The organism is Ferdinandcohnia sp. FSL W7-1320, assembly GCF_038050315.1.
Taxonomy (GTDB): domain Bacteria; phylum Bacillota; class Bacilli; order Bacillales; family Bacillaceae_L; genus Ferdinandcohnia; species Ferdinandcohnia aciditolerans.
Genome location: NZ_JBBPAM010000001.1, coordinates 3,382,586 through 3,402,364 on the forward strand (window position 1 = coordinate 3,382,586; position 19,779 = coordinate 3,402,364).

The window sequence follows — 19,779 nt, forward strand, 5'->3', positions numbered from 1 at the left end:
CACTTCCAACTTCGCATCGTTGCGGGACTAACCAGAACGGAAATGCGGGCGGTCTCTTTATGTGTTTAAATGGGTAAAAATAAATGCACCATAAAGAGAATAGTAAAAAGAAAAGCCGATGTATAATGAAACTTCCGGCGAAAACCGGAGGATTTTTTATGACGTAGATATCCCGCAAAAAGAGTAATTGCTAATAATAGAATAGCTAACATCCCGCTCATAATCTTTGGATTTACATACCCTATTAGCTCCCCTAACTTTACGAGCATGATTCCTCCATGAAACAGTATTAATATCGTACCGATGATTGCAAGCTTGATATGAGATTTCATCATTTGTCGTGACATTTTCGCAAGTGTTATTTTGAATTTCCGTACCTTCGTCCTGCGGATGACAAGAAAGATAAAATACATATTCACATTTATGATAAATAGGATGATTGCGATTTGAGCGAAAACCTGCCCTAGTGTGATGATTTGCGAGTCATGCAACCTAAAAATCCATATATATATAATTGTACTAATCACAAGTAGCGCATTTATAATAATCCAAATATAATAGGCCATTTCTTACCTCCCCTTCTATCTAGTTCCCATTTTATCAGATAGTAAGAAAACTAGTTGTGTGTGATGTCACTAGATGTACTTGTAGTACAGGAGCAAATTCTTCTATTTTTTTGCATCTGTGGGGGATTATAGATTTGGTTTGATGGTTAATCTCCCCTAAATTCTTTCGAGTGCTAGGATGTTAACCAGGTTTGCTGGTTCGCTCTCTCCTAATTTCATCCCAGTGGCTACTCATTTGCTGTATATTAGTTTCTATCATCCTAATCTACTTTCATACGTGCTAAAATTAATATAGAAATAAGTAAAATGGAGGGAATTTGATGTCTACATGTAATATCGATCATTCAAAAGATGACGTTGTTAAAAAGCTCCAGAGCCAGGAAAGCTTTTTGCCCAAAGAGCTCTATCACAAGGCTGCTCAGTTTTTAGAGCATGGGCAAACACAACTAACATTAAATGAATTGTTTCACCTATTAAAGAAATATGATTTAATGTCTGAAGAAGAACAACAAAAGCGTAATCTTGCAATGGTGGAACTATTCCAAGCATAATGAAAGGCACCACAACTTACTGTGGTGCCTTTTGTCTATATTTTATTTAACCACTGCACTTTTCTCCTCAACGTACTTGCGAATCACAGAAAGGAAATCCTCCCCGTAACGTTCCAGTTTTGTCTTAGCAACGCCTTTAATTTCAAGCAACTCTTTTTCATCAATCGGCGCCACTTCACTCATTTCACGTAATGTACTATCCGAAAAGACGATATATGGTGGCACTTGATCTCGACTAGAGATTTCTTTTCTGACCTCTCGAAGAATTTCAAATAATGTATTATCAGTAACAATCTGTTTTTTCGTCACCTGTTCCTTCTTATAAATTTTTACTTCCCCTTTAAGGACAGGAAGTGCTTTTGCATCAAGAATCAGCACTGGATACTGAGAGTTTGTCAATTTGACATATCCTTCGGCAGCTAAATAGTCGATTAAACCCACAATTTGTTTTTCGGAATACTGCTTGAGCAGGCCATATGTGGTTAATGTTGTAAATCCTAATTCAAGGATTTTTTTGTTTCTTGATCCTTTCAGCACCTGAGCAACTAACGTCTTTCCAAATCGTTCTTTCATTCGTTTAATACAGGAAAACACCATTAGCGCTTCTGTGGTTACATCTATTTTTTCACGGTTATCGGTACAGTTAAAACATCTACCACATTCGGGACTTTCGTTCTCTCCGAAGTATTCTAAAATATAGGTTTGTAGGCATTTTTCTGTATGACAATAATCAATCATTTGCTGTAGCTTGTAATATTCTTGCTCTTTTTTACCTTCATCCATTGTTGATTGCTCAATCAGGAACTTTTGTAGTTGGATATCCTGTGAAGCAAATAATAGATAACAATCACTTTTTTCACCATCACGCCCGGCTCGTCCCGCTTCCTGGTAATACGCTTCAATATTCTTCGGAAGGTTATAGTGAATGACAAATCTTACGTTGCTTTTGTCAATCCCCATCCCAAACGCATTTGTTGCAATCATAACATTAACAGTATCAAATAAGAAATCCTCTTGAGCCCTTTTTCGCTCTTCATCGGAAAGGCCTGCATGGTATTTTCCTACTGAATGTCCTTCTTTTTCTAAAAACGAATGAAGTTCATTAACTTCACGACGCGTTGCAGCATACACAATTCCGGATTGGTTATTATTTTCTTTTAAAAAACTTTTGACAAAATCTCTCTTATTTTCACCTTTTAGGATATTAAATGTTAAATTTTCTCTTGCAAACCCGGTAATAAAAACAGCAGATGGGGTAATTTGCAATTGGCTGCAAATATCATCCTTAACTTCAACAGTAGCGGTTGCAGTCAATGCCGCAACAACGGGCTTTTTCGGTAATTCTGCAATCATATATTGGATGTTTCGATAACTAGGCCTGAAATCATGTCCCCACTGAGAAATACAATGCGCTTCATCAACAGCAATCATTGAAATTGGGATAGAAGATAATAGGGATCGAAATTGAGAGGATTCGAGTCGTTCAGGAGCAATATAAATAATTTTAAAACGGCCAAGCCTTGCATCCTGCAGTCTTTCCTGTATTTCCTGCAAAGAAATACTACTATTGATATAAGTTGCAGCAATTCCAACTCCGAGCAAAGTGTCTACCTGGTCCTTCATCAATGAGATCAAAGGAGAAATGACGATTGTTACTCCATCAAAAATCAAGGCTGGAATTTGATAGCATAAAGACTTCCCGCCTCCAGTTGGCATAATCGCAAGCGTATCGTTTCCTTCTAAAATGTTCTCTATAATGGATTCCTGCCCAGGTCTAAAGGAAGAATATCCAAAATACGACTGTAATACCTGTTTTGCTTGTTCAATCATAAAAAAACACCTTTTTAATTTTATTTTTCTAATTTCTGCAAAAATGTGCGTTTGACGTAGTGTACTACCCCACATGTCCGCATGACCTTGTGCATACTATACAGTGTGGTGTTAGCTCCTTATTCTTTATCTGTTCGTGTTAGGAAGTGAGTATTCACTTCCTCTTTTTTGTTCCAACGATATGGGTCACAAAGAAGTTGTATTATTAGACATTCATCTTATCTAAATTATAAAGGAAGAACTTTAAGGTGTGAAGGGTGTCCACGATATGGTAAGATAAAACTTATTATATATATTGAGGGATGGAACACGTGGGTAATGCAAATCTACAAGTATCACAAACTTACGAAAAAAGATCTTTTTTGTTAGAGCACACACAATCACTCCGAAATAAGCTTCCTGGTGTAGCTCTCGTTTTTATTATAGGCGTTTTGGCGAACTCATTAGGTAAGGATTTTCCGTTGATTGGTGGAGCTGTAATTGCAATCATCATCGGAATCATGATCCGAAACTTTTTGGGAATACCGACTGTTTTTTTGGAAGGAATTTCCTATACGTTAAAAATGTTACTTAAGACTGCGATTGTTCTTCTTGGTTTTGGTCTTAGTTATGCCAGTATTTTTCAACTAGGGTATGAAGCAATTCTATTAGTTGTTGTAGCGGTTTTAGCAGGAATTCTTTTTACATTTTTATTGGCCAAACTCTTTAAGTTGAGTGGAAATATTCCAATTCTGGTTTCTCTAGGAACAGCAATATGCGGTGCAACAGCTATTGTTACATCAAGCCCAATTGTTCGTGCAAAAGAGGAAGAAACAGCTTATGCGATTAATACCATCTTTGCTTTTAATGTATTGGCGGTGTTATTCTACCCATTAATAGGACAACTTTTTTCCATGCCAGACCATATTTTTGGAATATGGGCAGGGGTCGCAATACACGATACATCATCGGTAGTAGCTGCTGGATATAGCTATAGCAATGCTGCTGGCGATACTTCTGTCATCATCAAGTTGATCCGAACACTCATGCTAGTGCCTGTTACTCTCATTCTATCTATCATTATTTCTATAAAATCAAAGGGAGCCGCGGGCAGCAAAGTGAAGATAAGTAAGGTATTTCCGATTTTTATCTTATTTTTCGCTGGAGCGGTGGCGGTCAATACCATCTTCTCGCTTCCAACATCGATTACAAGCATAACAGATGGGGTTGCCAAATTTCTAATCCTTATGGTCATGGCAAGTGTGGGTCTTGGTACTGATTTCAAAAAAATCAAATCAGTTGGCCTTCGTCCATTATTTCTAGGTTTACTATCATCTGTCATGATGGGACTGTTAACTCTAACCATAATTCAACTTCTCTATTAGGAAAGAAAGTGAGGTTTTCCTTCGGAGGAGTACGTTAATAAGTGATATTCTGGTTAAAAAAATGCGTGTCACCTTTTAATTAGGTTGACATGCTTTTTTATGTTCTTTACGAAGCATTTTAATTAAACCCAGTTTCTATTATTACTTTATCGTAGGGATTGTGGGGTAATTTTGCCTTATATAGAATAGTTTCGATGTTGGTTGTCAGAGTTCCTCCCTGATATCGACTCTACTTGATTAATTCAGACGTTGACTGTCAGAATAACTTGCTGATTCGGACTCTACTCGATTAATTCAGACGTTGGTTGTCAGAATTCCTCCCTGATATCGACTCTACTTGATTAATTCAGGCGTTGGCTGTCAGAATCACTCGCTGATTCGGACTATACTTGATTAATTCAGACGTTGGTTGTCAGAATTCCTCCCTGATATCGACTCTACTTGATTAATTCAGGCGTTGGCTGTCAGAATCCATGGCTGATTCAGACTCTACTTCATAAGTTCCGGGGATTGTTGTCAGAATCCCTAGCCAATTCAGACTCTACTTGATTAATTCAAACGTTGACTGTTCGAATCACTCGCTGATTCAACTCTACTTGTTAATTTCCTGCAACGACTGTCAAAATCTATAGACTTTTTGACTTACCCTTCTGAATTTCGTGTTAGATCTTATCTATTTGTTCCTGATAAAAATAACCAAGCATCGTGTATTACCAAATTTTTTATCTAGTCTGTTTCCCAACTTCTTTTCGTTCCTCCAAGATGTCACTAATCATTTGGATGTGAAAGGAAGCCCATGCTTTTTCACGAAAATGAAGAATTACACTAAAGAAAAGCAAAGCAAAATAAATGATACTAAATAGGATTAAATACAAGTAGCCTTTTCCAAACAAAAACTTTTGCAATTGGCTTGCAAAAAGAAACAAAAACCAAGGGATTGCCGTAATTAAAATGGGAATGATGCCAGAACCATTTTGCTCTTTTAACATGCGGTAATGAATGATTTGTAACGTGTTTGAATCAATTTTTTCATAAAAGGACTTAATATCTCGAACTTCTACCATTTCTTTAACATGGTGGAAGGTGGAATCATGATTAATATTCTTTTTTAGCCTAAGGTAAATTTTATGTGCATCTCCACGAAACGAAATCAACTGTAACATCCCTTCATTTAATCAGAATATATTGTTAGCCATTCCCAGTTTTGCACATGAAAATGCCCCCAATTTTGGCTTGGGGGCAACAGTTTTATGCTGGAGGATCAATATTTAAATCATCCGCGATTTCTTTTTCTTGATATTCTGTATCTTTTCGTGCATTGAAACGCTCTGCTTTTTCAACATACACCGCAATATTGTAATCGGGAATACCGGCAAATTTTTCATAACGTCCTCGTGGTAATAAAAAGTTCCCTTCTGGGAAGTGAACGCCTAGATTTTTTCTGGCGATATCAGCAAATTTGGCTTTTCCTTGGAAGACTCCAAAACCATTGTGGACAACGATTGCTTCCCCGTCTGTAACACGAAGCTCCTTCGCATCCATTGGATTGATCAGCACATCATAACGGCCGGCACCATTGAATGGATCAACTTCTTTATAAATCATAGAATTAAATTGCTTTCCACGGCGAGTCGTGAGTACGAATTGTTCTTCTTTCTTACCGAAATCAGGGATATCAACAGGAATTAAATTACCCCTTCCATCCGGGGTCGGGCATACTCCACCTTCGCAAAGCCATGCACCTCCCCATTGGAATACATCCCCTTTTTTCTTAAGGAGCTGTATACCGTTATAGTTCGGATTGGCAATGGCAATTTCATCGCGGATTTCCTGCCCGCTTTTAAAATCAATTAAATGTGCGTGTTCAGGTTTCACCCGCTTGGCCAAGTCTACATAGATTTTCCACTCAGCGCGAGCTTCAGCAATTTCATTTTTATTTCCTCCAATTTCAGGTGAAAAATAAACCATACGTTCTGTTGATGTTGATGTTCCTCCACCCTCTTGTTCATAACGTGTCTTAGCCGGTAAAACAATGACCGCTTCTTTTGCATCCACAAGTGTTGATGTATTTAAAATAATATCTTGGTGCACACGAATATCGAGTTCAGACAATGCTTTCTCGACAAACTTAGGGTCTGGCATCGTTTCAAGGAAATTGCCACCAGACATATAATAGAGCTTTACCTTTCGTTCATGGTCCTCTGGGAGCACGATATTTTCAAGAGTAACCCCCACAATATCTCCTTGCCATTTTTGAATTTCAAAACCCCAAATTTCTTCCAGGCGCTTCCTATTTTTTTCATCAAATTCGCCACCTGGCAGCACGAATGGATCTGCTCCCATTTCACCAGAACCTTGTACAGAAGAGTGCCCTCGGAATGGCATAAGACCATTATACTTGCGACCTAAGTGGCCACGAAGCAAGGCAAGATTGGCGACTTGTGAAATATTATCTGTTGCAAATGAATGCATTGTTAATCCCATTGCCCATGTGTACACGGCATTTTTACTCTTAGCTAAAAGTTCTGCAAGTCCTCCGATTCTCTCCTTTGATACACCGGATGATTTTTCAATTTCATCCCAACTTTGCGCTTTGGCGTGCGCTTTCAGTTCTTCATACCCATTTACATGTTCCTTCACGAACTTATGATTAATTGCAGAACCTTGTTGCTTTTCCTCCATTTCAAACCAGTGCTTCATAATACCAAACATGAAGGCAATGTCTCCACCAATACTAACTTGGTAAAAATCATCTGCGAGCTTTGTTCCAAATAGGGCAGATTCCATATTTGATGGGATCCAGTATTTATCCATTGCAGGTTCTCTGTGTGGGTTAATTACAATAATTTTTGTACCACGCTTTTTAGCTTCAAGCATGTACTTCGTTGAAACAGGTGAACTGTTTGATGCAACACTTCCCCAGAATACCAATACGTCTGTACCAATCCAATCCTGATAGTTGGCAGTCGATGCCCCAACACCGATAGAACGCTTCATCGCTGTTTTACTAGGCGAATGACAAATACGGGAAGCGTTATCAATATGGTTCGTCCCTAAGAAACGAGAAACCTTAGCAGCCACATAATAAGATTCATTCGTAATCCCTCGGGAAGTCAGGTAAAATGCATACTGCTTCGGGTTCAACTTCTTCATTCTATTTGCAATCGTGTCCATCGCTTCATCCCAGGAGATTCTAGAAAACTTTCTTTCTCCTTTACGACGAATCATCGGATATGGAATTCTGCCAAGCTTTCTTAGTTCCGTGCTATTAAGCTTTCGAAGCTCATCGATATCTGCATGTAGAATATCTGATTGAATCGCCGGCATTGTACTTAAACGCAGTACATTTAATCGTGTCGTACACATATGTGGACCTGTCAATGTTTGATCATAAAGACCTGAAACACCAAGTGCACATCCGTCACAAACACCTTGAGTTAAAATACGTGTCGCATACCCTAGATTGTCCTTGTTTTCCCAAGCAACTTTCATTGTATCTCGTATGTGTTTTGGCTTCACTTTTCCTAAACCAAATGGAATCGGACTTACCCAATGCTTTGGTTGTGGCATTTTTGTTGATTTAATAGGTCCCTGATGCTTTGTTTCTCCCAAATTTAACTCCTCCTTATACACATTCAGTTATAACTATGTCTATGGTCAAAGTTAACATATATTAACTATGCTTTCGGCATTAAACTGCTTAATCCTTCTAAAACTCTAAAATTATAGAAAAAACCACCGAAACATGATTCTACGTTGTTAGAATAATGAACGGTGGTTAGTCTTTAGCAGGGTCGCTACCAAGTGCCAACACATAAGGTTGTTCAAAAATTCGACCTAAAATGACGCATCAAATTTCTGCGTACATTGCTCCGAGAACAGGGTGAATAACCAAGTTATGCGCTTGCGTCTACTCGTTTATTCACGAAGTAAATTCCTCAGCGCAAGGCTGCAATGTAGTTAACTCAAGCAGTTGCCTCGCTCTGGTACTCGGGAGCTCGCGCACCTTGAATTCTCGGTCCTTTTTAACCTTCTTTTGAACACATTATATTGTTATTTAATTTTAAATTTCTTCTCTAGATCTTGATCAAATACAAAGACTGACATTCCGAAGTCTCGATCAATATCAATATCAACAAATAAATCTACTAGATTTGAACCTAAAAATTCTTCCATTTCAACTGGTCTATTTTTTCGGTACATTTCTTTTACCATTTCGGTTCTTGCCGCACGAAGCATTTGTTTTCCTTCATCTGCACCGGCAATAAACTTTTCAACTGGAGATAGATTTCCTTCCATCTCACATATGGCCCAATTTTTACAAAAGGTTGTTGTGATTTTGCTTGGTCCTTTCCCCATGTGCTTTTTACGGAACGACCTTACTAGATTACTAAACTCAGCTTCGTATTTATTCATTTTATGTCTACCCTTTACTAGTAACTTCATTAACCTTAAGTTAATCAAACTACCAATGATTGTCAACTAGCAAGCTCAGACCCTTTTCCGGATTGCTGCTTACGTAGTTTTTTTATATCCAAACGAATTAAAAGGGAAACCGCTAGTGCCACCGCAAAGAGCGCAGTAAATACCGTTAAGCTTTGTGTATAGCTTCCAGTTGTGTCCCGAATCCAAGATGCAAACATTGGACCAGCAAGACCTGCTGCTGCCCATGCTGTTAAAATATAGCCGTGGATTGCACCTAGTTGTTTTGTTCCAAACAAGTCCCCAATGTATGCTGGGATTGCAGAGAAACCACCACCGTAACATGTATAAATAAGGGCTAGTAATACTTGGAATAACACTGGGTTCGACACATGTGGCAGTAATGGAAACGCAATTAATTGGATAACAAAAAATACTGTATATGTATTGGGCCTTCCTAAATAATCAGACACCGACGCCCAACCAATACGACCAAGCCCGTTAAAAGCACCTAAAACTCCTACTAACGCAGCAGCTGCAACTGGAGATAAGCCTACACTCTCCTGTGCAAGTGGAGAAGCAGCAGAAATAATTGCTATTCCGCACGTAACGTTGATAAAGAGCATCAGCCATAAATAATAAAAACGTTTTGTCTTTATCGCTTGGTTTGCCGTTAATTGTGATAAATCCTGTTTTACCTTTTTAGCTCCACTCGAGACCTTCTCTTTAAATCCTGCTGGCATCCAACCTGCTTCAGGTGGGGCAAGATATAGTGATGAAATTATCATAATGGCAAAATAAGAAACTCCTAAAATAAAAAACGTATTTGCTATTCCAACAGAAACGATGAGTTTTTGCATGATAGGACTACTGATTAATGACGCAAATCCAAAACCCATGATTGCAAGGCCCGTTGCCATGCCACGTCTGTCAGGAAACCATTTTACAAGTGTCGATACTGGAGCAATGTATCCAACACCTAAACCAATTCCACCTAACGCACCATAGAATAAATACAATAATGGCAATGATTCTAGGTTAATCGCAAGACCAGATCCTGTGATACCGACGCCAAAGAATATGGCAGCAAGAATTCCAGATGCTCGAGGGCCATATTTTTCAACGAAATGCCCCAGGAAAGCTGCCGATAATCCTAAGAAAAGAATCGCGATACTAAACGTCATGCTGATGTCAGTTAAATCCCATCCGAATTCTGATTGTAGTGGTTTTGTAAATACACTCCAAGCGTAAACAGAACCGATTGATAAGTGAATTCCAACGGCAGAGGCAGCAATGAGCCAACGATTTTTTGTTTTTTCCATTTCTTCTCTCCTTTATTATGAAATGATAGGTTATATTTTGCAGTAGTTGTAAAAACAAAAAACCGCCAGCAGCCCAATGCTTAAATAAGCATAAAAAGGGTGATGACGGTTAATTTACCTAGCAGGATCGCTACTACAAAATTAACAGTTATCGTTTCCAATACTGCACCTTTAGCAGCAGAGACAGGTACGCTATCCTGTGACAAAAGTGTGTCAATATTGTGAACTATATAATAAAATATTACCAAAGCTAGCAAAATAAAACAATAACTTTTATTTAACTATTTCGAGTAGTGAAAAATTTTTATTGTTGTCCTTCCAATAAAAGTATGATTATATATTTAGTAACTAGATGCGTTATATAGATTTTTTAGGAGAGTGAGGTGTATAGATGGTGGATTCCATTACTGTTAGAAAAGGGATTATCAAATTTGAAGATGGTCAGCTTTTTGACGAGGAAGATCAAATTGTGACCGAATTTCCTTTGACGATTGTCTTGAACCAACAGGAATTTGCAACGATGGTTTGTACCCCTTCAGAGCTTGATGAACTGGTAATTGGCTTTTTAGCTTCAGAAGGAGTCATCCGTTTTAGAGACGAAATTAAAAGTCTCCATATCGACGAAGGCCAGGGCTATGCGTATGTCGATACGATGACTGAAGTAACAACTAGCCAGGAATATTATTCAAAGCGTTTTATCGGTTCGTGTTGTGGAAAAGGCAGGCAATTCTATTTTGTGAATGACTCGAAAACAGCCAAAACCTCAACATCAACCATTACCCTCACACCTGAAGAATGCATTGCCTTAATGAACGAAATGCAGCAAAAAAGTATTGTCTTTAAAGATACAGGCGGTGTGCACAATGCAGCACTTTGCACACCAAACGATATGATTATCAATCGGACCGATATTGGCCGACATAATGCCCTCGATAAAATCTATGGATACTGCTTAAATCATAAAATTCCTGTTCGTGATAAAGTGATTGTGTTTAGTGGTAGGATTTCTTCAGAGGTATTGTTAAAGGCGGCGAAAATTGGAGTTGGGATTGTTTTATCAAAATCTGCACCAACTGATTTGGCCATTAAGATGGCTGAAGAACTGAATATAACGGCCGTTGGTTTCATCCGTGGAGGTAAGCTGAATGTCTATTCACATCCAGAAAGAATTGTTCAGGAATCGTTTGAAGCTACTAGATAAACAGAAAAGAGATTAGTAGGTTTCCTCCTACTAATCTTTTTTCGTTACTAATTTTACCTATTGGCTATATTTTTTGAGTATCAGCCATATTTTTACGATATCAGCCATAAATTTAAATTATTAGCCATATTTTTCAATTATCGGAAAGACCACTCATTTACGTGTGTTGAAACAGCTCTTTTACGTTTTTCATGAACTCCTCAGACTGTTTATTGCTTGACCCTTTCATCAAAAGCTCCCCAATTGAGGCTAATTTACCGGTCATCTCAAAATCCATTTCGTATTCAACAAGGGTTTGATTCGGTTCGATTGTTTTTAAGTTTGCCGTAAGGGTATTTGTAAATGAACCCGAAAGCGAAACTGGTTTCCCTTTCATTTCTACGACAATCTTTTCATTTTCAATTGTTTCTTTTAACTCTCCAATTCCTTGAATTTTGATTGGGACAAACTGTACCTTGACCTCTACCAATGTTTCATATTTTGTTGGACTTAATTGTTTAATTTTTTTGCAACCAGGAAAACAGGGGCCTAATTTCATTGGGTCAATAAATACAGAATAGACACTTTCTCGGTCTGCATGTACGATAAATTTGTCAGCTTTTTTCAAAATCCCACTCCTAACGATTTTTTCTAAGATGATGTTACAATTTTATTAGCAAAAATTTGTTATAGAACTAAAATGATAAATCGTAAGACAACTGTCATAGTCTATTGGTAAAATTTCTTTTTGGTATAATGGGTAAAATAAAAATAGATGTTTGTATAGAGGAGAGACTTTTTATGGCTTTTGGAATTAGACGCAAGGAACTTCTCGAGTGGAAAAGTAAAGTTTCACAGGGAGAAATTGCATTTTTGACACATTATTGGATTGATGACCGTTTTCCGGGGATGAAGACCGTGACAAAAGTAGGCTGTGCTGACCTTAAAAAACTTAAAAGCTGGGGCGAACAATACGGCATTCCTTCAAAATACATTCATAACCGGACCGGATTTCCTCACTTTGATTTATTAGGTGAGAGACAAATTGAAATTTTAAGAACTGAAAACATGCTGCATCAGCTAGAAAGATTTAAGGGATAAGCCTTATGTACTATTTTCTTTTCCAATGATTTATGTAAAATAAGAAATGGTTTGAAAGGAGAATTTACTCATGATTAATGAATTTAAAAAATTTGCCCTCAAAGGTAACGTGATTGATCTTGCTGTTGGGGTTATCATCGGTGGAGCATTTGGAAAAATCGTTTCATCACTAGTGAATGATATCATAATGCCACTATTTGGTTTCTTATTAGGCGGGATTGATATTTCCAAAGCTTCTATCCCTTTTAATGGTGAAGAAATTATGTACGGTGCTTTTCTACAAACAGTCGTGGACTTTATCATTATTTCATTTTCTATTTTTCTCTTTATTCGCTTTTTCCAGCGCTTTAAGAAAAAAGAAGAAGAAAAGCCTGCTGCACCAACTCCATCAAAAGAGGAGCAATTACTTACTGAGATTCGTGATTTATTAAAAGAGCAACGCAGCTAATTTAAAAAAGGTTGTCCGAGTCGTGATTGACTCCGGACAACCTTTTTTATACTTCCCATGGTAATGCAATACTAAATTTAGACGCCATTTTTTCGTTTTCTTTTTTACGTCTTTTCCGATTCTCTGCACGATCTTTTGCTGATTCGTGTAGCATCTTTTCTTCCTCAGACTTTGGAATGACCTTTGGAACGGGTTTGGGTTTCCCATTCTCATCTAAGGCAACAAAGGTTAGAAACGACAATGCGCAAATATGTCGTTCTCCCGTATATAAGTTCTCAGCAATCACCTTCACAAAAACCTCCATAGATGATCGCCCTGTGTAGGTAACAAAAGCCTCTAAACAAACAGAGCTTCCTTCATTAATCGGATGAAGAAAATCCACTGAATCTGTTGATGCTGTTACAACAGGTGAACGTGAATGACGCACTGCTGAAATAGAAGCAACATCATCAATATAAGCCATCAATTTACCACCAAACATGGTACCATGATAATTTGTATCAGGCGGAAAAACATTACTTGTTTTCACAACAAAGGATTCTCTGCAATACTTTGCCTCTTCCATATGTAAGCCCTCCTTCGTTTTTTTTATATTCTTCACGTTTTAGATCAATTTCAAACTAACTAGTTTTTCTCCCCAAGGATCTAACCCATTTGATTGGAAGCCTGCACGTAAATACGTTCTTTCTGCTTCAATATTATCTGGGATATACCCGATTATGATTTCTTTGGCATCTGGTTTAAGTTTGATATTTTCAATTACCTGTAATAGAGCTTTAGTGCCGTAGCCATTCCCCTGGTATTTTTCATCAATCATAATACGATAAATCCAGTAATTATGATCATCCTCATCTAAACCGTACATCGTAAAACCAACCATTTTCTTATCGGCATAAATAGCGAGCGCTCCAAAGTTTGGCAAAAACTGTACCTCTGCAAGTGAATAAAGATTTGACGCGATAAAACCTTGTTGGTCCTTACTTACTTTTAAATCAATACATTCTTCCCAATTATCACGTGTGATTTTTTGTAAGGTCACTGTCAAGTGAGTATCCCCCGATACATTAGCATAAGGAGGTTTTATGACCTCCCAACATATAATCGTATGCTTTCGGACTAAATTTTTCAATCTTTTTAAACAAAAAACGTTAGCCAAATGACTAACGTTTGTTATGCGGTGAATTTTTGTTCAACACGTTCAAATGAATATACGCGATCAATGAAGAATGCATATATCGAAGCTAGTATTTGCTGGAAGAGCATTCCTACAACGACAGGAACAGCAACCTCGGCTGGGAAGAATGCAATGGCAATGACGGCACCTGCGCTAATATTACGCATACCTCCCGTAAAAATAAGGGCGATAATGACATCAGATTCTAGCTTTAGAAGGCGACCAATCCCCCATGAAATCATATAACCACAAAACGCAATAAAAAATACAACTGCGCCAGTCATGATTAGTTTCAAGTCCACATTTTTTAAATAAGGAGCAATATCTGCACTATTAATCATCACAACGACACCGAGACTAATCTTTGAAAATGGAGCCAAAGCCGGACTAAGTGTTTTAGTGCATTTGCCTTTAGTAAAATGATTGACAAGCATACCAAGGATAGAGGGTAACACGACCATAAAAAGGAGACCTTGCATAATGCTAAGAATATCCATTTCAACATTACTGCCGACAAACAAAGTTAAACTATATGGCACTACAAATGGGGAAATTAATGTGTCAATTAATATAATAGAAAGCGTCAATGCAATATTGCCATGCTTCATCGCCACCCAGATAAAGCTCGATATTCCCGTTGGTATCACAACTGCTAAAATCATTCCGGTGATCGTAAAACTGTCACCCAGAAAGGATAAATGCCCGACAACCCAAGCCCACGCAGGCATAATTAAATGTAAAGTAATAAGTGCAATCAAGATTGGAAATGGATGAGTGAGAGCTCTCTTTAAAGAACTAAAACTTGAACTTAACGCTCCGGAAAAAGTAATAAATGCAAAAATCCATGGTACTAAATATGAAAACGGCGCTAAGTATGCAGTTAATAAGACACCAAGTACTACACTTGTAGGTGTAATGAGCGGCATAAGTTTTTCTAGTTTTTTATTAAGTTTCTGTAACATTATCATTCTCCTAAGGACTGAGTATCGTTTCACAAGACCGTTATTTTAGTATACTACAATTTTAGCACGACAGTAGTTGTCCAACATAAATTTGGGTAAAATTAACATAAAAAAAGAAACACCTTAAATGAGTGCTTCAATTCCTTAAAGTTTTGCTAGCCGATCATAAACATCCCTTAATGTCCGGCATCCTAACGCTTGGATTTTTTTTATATAAAGTGACCAAAGCTTAGCTGTTAAAACAGCATCTCCTAACGCATGATGTCTATCAGTTACAGCGATTTGGTGATATTCACATAAATCTTCTAATCTAGTCAATCGTAAATCAGGTTCTGCTAACCTGTATAAAAAGGAGGTATCGATAATTCGATGTTTAAATGGGGTACGAAATTGCTTCCAACTTGCTGTATGCATGAAAGCTTTTTCATGATTTGCATGGTGTGCCACGAGGGGATTCCCTTTCGCAAATTCAAAAAATTGAATGAGAACCTCCGAAAGTAGTGGGGCATTTTTTAACATTTCAGAGTTGATTCCCGTTAATTCTTGAATCTTCTCAGGGACCTCATTTTTAGTGAATACAAGCGAATAAAATAGTTCATTTTCACGAATTGTGCCGCCCTCCACTTTAATTGCACCAAGTGAAATAATTTCATCCCCTTGGTCTGGGTAGAAGCCCGTTGTTTCGATATCAAACACGACAACAGATAGCTCATCTAACGGAACTGTCAACTTATCCTCTTGCTGAAGATCTCTATGAATTTGACGTAGAAAAGCAACCTGTTGAAAGCTAAGGCCTTGATTTCCACCCATTCCACTTGTATTTACTTTTCCATGAAGCCCCCGTACAAATTGAACAAATGGTTCAAATGCCATACTTCAACCACTCCTCTACACGATAATTGAACGAACATACTGATGTAGTTTGTAACCACTCTTCAAAATGTCGCGGAGTTCTTTTTTTCGTCTTTTATCTAAACTCTTAATTGGAATAAAATGACTCGCTTCGTAAGACTGAGTATGGTTGTAAAGATTATTCCTAAGTTCAAGTAAAAGCTTGAAATGTTCAAGATACCCCTTAAATTCAGGGGGATACCCTCGCTTTAGTAAAGCTTCAATACGATCGATCGTAGATGTCTCTAATAAGCCTTCCTTTATCGCAAGCACTCGAATTGCGTTTACATAAGGTAGAAAAGCGGTCTGCTTTAAATCGACAGATCCTTCATATTCTCCTTTTTCTTCTCCCACAAGTTGACCGAGTGGACCAATCGCTTTTTTGACAAACATAATGTTTTCCATATGCCTTCTTAACAGGTTAGTATTGGCCTCCTGATTGGCAAGAATATGGAACTTAAGTTCACTTAATAATTGACTACTTCCTACAAGAACTCGTGAATCATAAAAAATTTGCAAATATCGCATGGCCTCCCAGCTTTCCTCTTCCATCCATAATGATATCTGATGTTGCCAACCCTCTACCGAGCTACACCATAAAGGATTGGACGGCATGATTTTACCCTCACAATATGGATATCCAATTTTGTATAAACCATAAGAAAGCTCTTTTCCTAATTCATAAAAAAAATGAGAAGCTTCTATTGAATTTTCGGCGAATATAATTCCATGATCCTGGTCGCTTACATACCCTTGCTCCAACCTACCTCCACTACCAGTAATAAACCATACAAATTCACAGGGAGGAATTTTTGTTTTTTGCACCTGTTGCTCTAGCGCCAAATGAAAAACATATTTCATCACCTTATCATGAAAATGGTTTAGGGAATCTGCATCAATCTGATATTGGAAAATCAACTTCTCCCTTAAATTTTTAATTGAATCATATGTTTGCATGTTCTTATTCATCGATACACCCCCTAAACCATAATGATAGCAAGCTCCTCTATTACTAGAGGGCTTGCATATTAGATTACGAACTTAACTTATCTTCCTTAGCTAAGAAAACTTCTGGATAACCATAGCTGCCATGCTCGCTAATGTCTAAGCCCATAATTTCTTCTTCTTCAGTTACGCGTAGACCACCCATAACCTTTTTCAGAACAGCAAGAATGATAAAAGAAACAATAAATGCATAGAGACCTGATGTTGCAACTCCTAAGAACTGTACGCCTAATTGCGTGAATCCACCACCATAAAACAATCCCGCCTGCCCAACTGTAGCAAGCTCTGGTGTTGCAAAAAATCCAGTCGATAATGTACCCCAAATACCAGCTGCTCCGTGAACTGATAAGGCAAAAATCGGGTCATCAATCTTTCTCTTTTCAAAGAATCGTGCACTATAAAAAACAAGGATTCCAGCTACAAAACCAATCACCACAGCTGCCCATGTATCAACAAATGCACAAGATGCTGTAATCGCAACCAACCCCGCTAATGCGCCATTTAACATGGTCGGAATATCTGATTTACCTAATACAATCCATGAAATGAATAATGCCGCTACCACTCCAGCCCCTGCTGCCAAATTCGTATTTAGTGCAACGAAACCAAAGAATCCTGCATCAACAGATACCGTACTGCCTGCATTAAATCCAAACCAACCGATCCAAAGAATTAATACCCCTAACGCTGTATACACTTGGTTATGTCCAAAAAGAGTATTCGATGACCCGTCTTTATTGTATTTTCCAATACGCGGTTTCAATAAAATTGTGGCTGCAAAAGCTGCCATTGCACCTGTTAAATGAACAACCGTCGATCCTGCAAAGTCTTGCTTTCCATGCTCTGCTAACCAGCCGCCACCCCAAATCCAGTGAGCAACCACAGGATAAACAATTGCTGCAAAAAGAATGGTAAATACAACGTACACTGATAATTTCGCTCTTTCGGCAAAACCCCCTGTTGCAATCGTAATCGCTATTCCCGCAAAAGCTAATTGAAATAAAAAGAAGACAGATGAATTAAGACCTAAATCGAGTTCTTTTCCAGAATAAAAGAATTCTGATAACCCTACAAAAAAGTTTGCGTTGCCACCGAAGATAAATCCAAATCCGACTGCCCAAAACACTAATGACGAAAGACCGAATGTAAAAATCGTTTTACCTGCGATATGTCCTGCATTTTTCATTCGGGTTGAACCTGCTTCAAGTAGTATGAATCCACCTAACATAAAAATAACTAAAATTGCTCCAACCATTACCCATAGACTGTTCATTAAATAAGAAACGTCCATTTTCATCTTCCCCCTTTTACGCAAATTGTTATTTTACATTACATTAGATGTTATAAAACATAACATCATGTATATGATTATTAATAATAATCTAAAATATAGATTAAAATCAACTACTTTTTGAAATTATTAGATTAATTATGTAAGAAAATATAACATTAATTAAATCGAGTAGGAGGCGCGTTACCGCGCCGACCTCTCACACCACCGTACGTACCGTTCGGTATACGGCGGTTCGAAAGTTTATGTAATAATTTGATTCAATTGTTTCAGTCCTTGTTTCAACCAGTATTCTTTATTCATAGCTGAATCCAAGACAGGATTATTAGACGTTCTCCAATATCCCTTTCGGGAGTTTGCACATTTCCAAGCAGTTCTTGAGTAGATGCCTAATTTCTTTAGGTTTCGGTATTTGGTTCTCGTTTTCTTCCATTCTTTCCATCGGCAGGCTCTCAATCTTCTTCTGATATGTGCGTCTAATAGATATGTATATCTCTTTATATCAGCGATTTTGAAATAGTTTCCCCACCCTTGAATTAGTCGGTTTATCTTTTGAATGCGATACTCCATACTTACTCCCCAATTGCGGTTTGTAAGTTTCTTTAGCTTACCTTCAAACCTTTGTTTAGATTTCTTTGGCACGTACACCCTGACTTTTCCCTTACTTCGGTAGAAACTCATCCCTAAGAATATACGTGCTAAGGGCTTTCCCACCGCACTTTTCTCTTCATTCACCTTGAGTTTTAGCTTCTTTTCTATGAAGTCGGTTATTCCGCTTTTAACTCGTTCACCAGCTTTTTGACTCTTCACGTATATGTTGCAGTCATCGGCGTAACGGACAAATTTATGCCCTCGTTTTTCAAGTTCTTTATCCAACTCATTTAAGATGACATTGCTAAGTAGTGGACTAAGTGGTCCTCCTTGTGGAGTACCTTCTTTATTTACAGACACAACACCATGTTCCAAGACTCCTGCTTGTAAGTACCGACGTATAAGTTTTAATGTCGGTTTATCAGTAATGGTCTTAGCTACGATAGACATTAATTTATCGTGTTGTACTTTATCAAAGAATTTTTCTAGGTCCATATCTACAACATATTGGTACCCATCTTCGATGTATAATCTAGCTTGCTCAATAGCCTGATGAGCACTCTTATTAGGCCTAAATCCATAGCTATGAGGGCTAAATTGTTTCTCGAAAATTGGGGTCAGCACCTGAATAATTCCTTGCTGGATAACTCGATCGGTTACTGTAGGGATTCCTAAATTACGCTTACCACCGTTAGGTTTTGGGATTTCTACCCTTCTAACTGCTCGAGGTTTGTATTGCCCATCCCGTATAAGTCGAATGATTTCTTGTCCGTGTTCTTTCAAATAAAGGCGAGTAGCTTCTATATCTTTCTCATCGACTCCTGCTGCTCCTTTGTTTCTCTTTACCTTCTGAAAGGCTCGATTCATGTTCTCTCGGCTTATGATTCTCTCAATTAATTCGTTATTATATTCCATATCGTTCCCATGTTCTTGACTTTGCACAAAGAGAACTCCACTCTACAATAGAGTTCGTCGGTTTCCGCCCTTCTAGCTCTAATGTAGTCTTACGATTGGCTGTGTCTTCGTTCCTTTGTAAAGTAGTCTAACATGGCCACTCCTTTCGTTCCGTCCTTCTCAACCG

Annotated in this window: 19 protein-coding genes; 5 read left to right on the forward strand and 14 right to left on the reverse strand. The window is 37.9% G+C overall.

The features are described from left to right. Window positions 1–65: 65 nt before the first annotated feature. Window positions 66–566 carry a hypothetical protein gene (locus NST91_RS16765; protein ID WP_341332054.1) on the reverse strand — a complete coding sequence of 167 codons (501 nt, stop codon included), beginning with the start codon at window positions 564–566 and terminating at the stop codon, window positions 66–68. Between the two features lie 320 nt (window positions 567–886). Here NST91_RS16765 and NST91_RS16770 point away from each other — a divergent pair, with 320 nt between their 5' ends. Beyond that, window positions 887–1,117: a hypothetical protein gene (locus NST91_RS16770; RefSeq protein WP_341332055.1), complete on the forward strand. Its 231-nt coding sequence runs from the start codon at window positions 887–889 to the stop codon at window positions 1,115–1,117. Between the two features lie 42 nt (window positions 1,118–1,159). On the opposite strand, the gene recQ is transcribed toward NST91_RS16770, so the two are convergent. Continuing rightward, on the reverse strand, window positions 1,160–2,947 hold the full coding sequence (recQ, locus tag NST91_RS16775; protein WP_341332056.1) for a DNA helicase RecQ: 1,788 nt from the start codon (window positions 2,945–2,947) through the stop codon (window positions 1,160–1,162). Window positions 2,948–3,258: 311 nt separating this feature from the next. On the opposite strand from recQ, the gene NST91_RS16780 reads away from it, so the two are divergent. Continuing rightward, window positions 3,259–4,311, forward strand: a complete 1,053-nt coding sequence (locus NST91_RS16780; RefSeq protein ID WP_341332057.1) for a YeiH family protein — start codon at window positions 3,259–3,261, stop codon at window positions 4,309–4,311. A 722-nt stretch (window positions 4,312–5,033) separates the two neighbouring features. Here the strand turns inward: NST91_RS16780 and NST91_RS16785 are convergent. From NST91_RS16785 to NST91_RS16800, 4 genes are all read right to left on the reverse strand, one after another. Further along, window positions 5,034–5,465, reverse strand: coding sequence for a hypothetical protein (locus NST91_RS16785; RefSeq protein ID WP_341332058.1), 432 nt, complete (start codon window positions 5,463–5,465; stop codon window positions 5,034–5,036). Between the two features lie 94 nt (window positions 5,466–5,559). Further along, on the reverse strand, window positions 5,560–7,923 hold the full coding sequence (locus NST91_RS16790) for an FdhF/YdeP family oxidoreductase (protein WP_341332059.1): 2,364 nt from the start codon (window positions 7,921–7,923) through the stop codon (window positions 5,560–5,562). A 441-nt stretch (window positions 7,924–8,364) separates the two neighbouring features. Continuing rightward, window positions 8,365–8,727 carry a Na-translocating system protein MpsC family protein gene (locus tag NST91_RS16795; RefSeq protein WP_341332060.1) on the reverse strand — a complete coding sequence of 121 codons (363 nt, stop codon included), beginning with the start codon at window positions 8,725–8,727 and terminating at the stop codon, window positions 8,365–8,367. A gap of 62 nt (window positions 8,728–8,789) precedes the next feature. Beyond that, window positions 8,790–10,055 carry an L-lactate MFS transporter gene (locus NST91_RS16800; RefSeq protein WP_341332061.1) on the reverse strand — a complete coding sequence of 422 codons (1,266 nt, stop codon included), beginning with the start codon at window positions 10,053–10,055 and terminating at the stop codon, window positions 8,790–8,792. 391 nt (window positions 10,056–10,446) lie between these two features. On the opposite strand from NST91_RS16800, the gene fdhD reads away from it, so the two are divergent. After that, complete coding sequence (gene fdhD, locus NST91_RS16805; RefSeq protein ID WP_341332062.1) at window positions 10,447–11,256, forward strand: formate dehydrogenase accessory sulfurtransferase FdhD; 810 nt, start codon at window positions 10,447–10,449, stop codon at window positions 11,254–11,256. A gap of 157 nt (window positions 11,257–11,413) precedes the next feature. On the opposite strand, the gene NST91_RS16810 is transcribed toward fdhD, so the two are convergent. Beyond that, window positions 11,414–11,863 carry an SRPBCC family protein gene (locus NST91_RS16810; RefSeq protein WP_341332063.1) on the reverse strand — a complete coding sequence of 150 codons (450 nt, stop codon included), beginning with the start codon at window positions 11,861–11,863 and terminating at the stop codon, window positions 11,414–11,416. Between the two features lie 173 nt (window positions 11,864–12,036). Between NST91_RS16810 and NST91_RS16815 the strand changes: the two genes are divergently transcribed. Both NST91_RS16815 and mscL read left to right on the forward strand, forming a co-directional pair. Further along, window positions 12,037–12,336: a hypothetical protein gene (locus NST91_RS16815; RefSeq protein ID WP_341332064.1), complete on the forward strand. Its 300-nt coding sequence runs from the start codon at window positions 12,037–12,039 to the stop codon at window positions 12,334–12,336. Window positions 12,337–12,406: 70 nt separating this feature from the next. Further along, window positions 12,407–12,784: a large conductance mechanosensitive channel protein MscL gene (gene mscL / locus NST91_RS16820; RefSeq protein WP_121445080.1), complete on the forward strand. Its 378-nt coding sequence runs from the start codon at window positions 12,407–12,409 to the stop codon at window positions 12,782–12,784. Between the two features lie 46 nt (window positions 12,785–12,830). Here the strand turns inward: mscL and NST91_RS16825 are convergent, their stop codons facing one another. The 7 genes from NST91_RS16825 to ltrA form a co-directional block, all read right to left on the reverse strand. Then, window positions 12,831–13,349 (reverse strand): hotdog domain-containing protein, encoded by a 519-nt coding sequence (locus NST91_RS16825; protein ID WP_121445081.1) that lies wholly within the window; start codon window positions 13,347–13,349, stop codon window positions 12,831–12,833. 39 nt (window positions 13,350–13,388) lie between these two features. Then, window positions 13,389–13,829 carry a GNAT family N-acetyltransferase gene (locus tag NST91_RS16830; protein ID WP_341332065.1) on the reverse strand — a complete coding sequence of 147 codons (441 nt, stop codon included), beginning with the start codon at window positions 13,827–13,829 and terminating at the stop codon, window positions 13,389–13,391. A 125-nt stretch (window positions 13,830–13,954) separates the two neighbouring features. Continuing rightward, window positions 13,955–14,920: a bile acid:sodium symporter family protein gene (locus NST91_RS16835; RefSeq protein WP_341332066.1), complete on the reverse strand. Its 966-nt coding sequence runs from the start codon at window positions 14,918–14,920 to the stop codon at window positions 13,955–13,957. 144 nt (window positions 14,921–15,064) lie between these two features. After that, window positions 15,065–15,793 (reverse strand): exonuclease domain-containing protein, encoded by a 729-nt coding sequence (locus NST91_RS16840; RefSeq protein ID WP_341332067.1) that lies wholly within the window; start codon window positions 15,791–15,793, stop codon window positions 15,065–15,067. Between the two features lie 15 nt (window positions 15,794–15,808). Continuing rightward, a complete protein-coding gene (locus NST91_RS16845) occupies window positions 15,809–16,780 on the reverse strand; it encodes a DUF294 nucleotidyltransferase-like domain-containing protein (protein ID WP_341332068.1) in 972 nt (323 codons plus the stop codon). A gap of 64 nt (window positions 16,781–16,844) precedes the next feature. Further along, on the reverse strand, window positions 16,845–18,107 hold the full coding sequence (locus NST91_RS16850; RefSeq protein WP_341332069.1) for an ammonium transporter: 1,263 nt from the start codon (window positions 18,105–18,107) through the stop codon (window positions 16,845–16,847). Window positions 18,108–18,350: 243 nt separating this feature from the next. After that, window positions 18,351–19,613 carry a group II intron reverse transcriptase/maturase gene (gene ltrA, locus NST91_RS16855; protein WP_341333456.1) on the reverse strand — a complete coding sequence of 421 codons (1,263 nt, stop codon included), beginning with the start codon at window positions 19,611–19,613 and terminating at the stop codon, window positions 18,351–18,353. Window positions 19,614–19,779 lie beyond the last annotated feature (166 nt).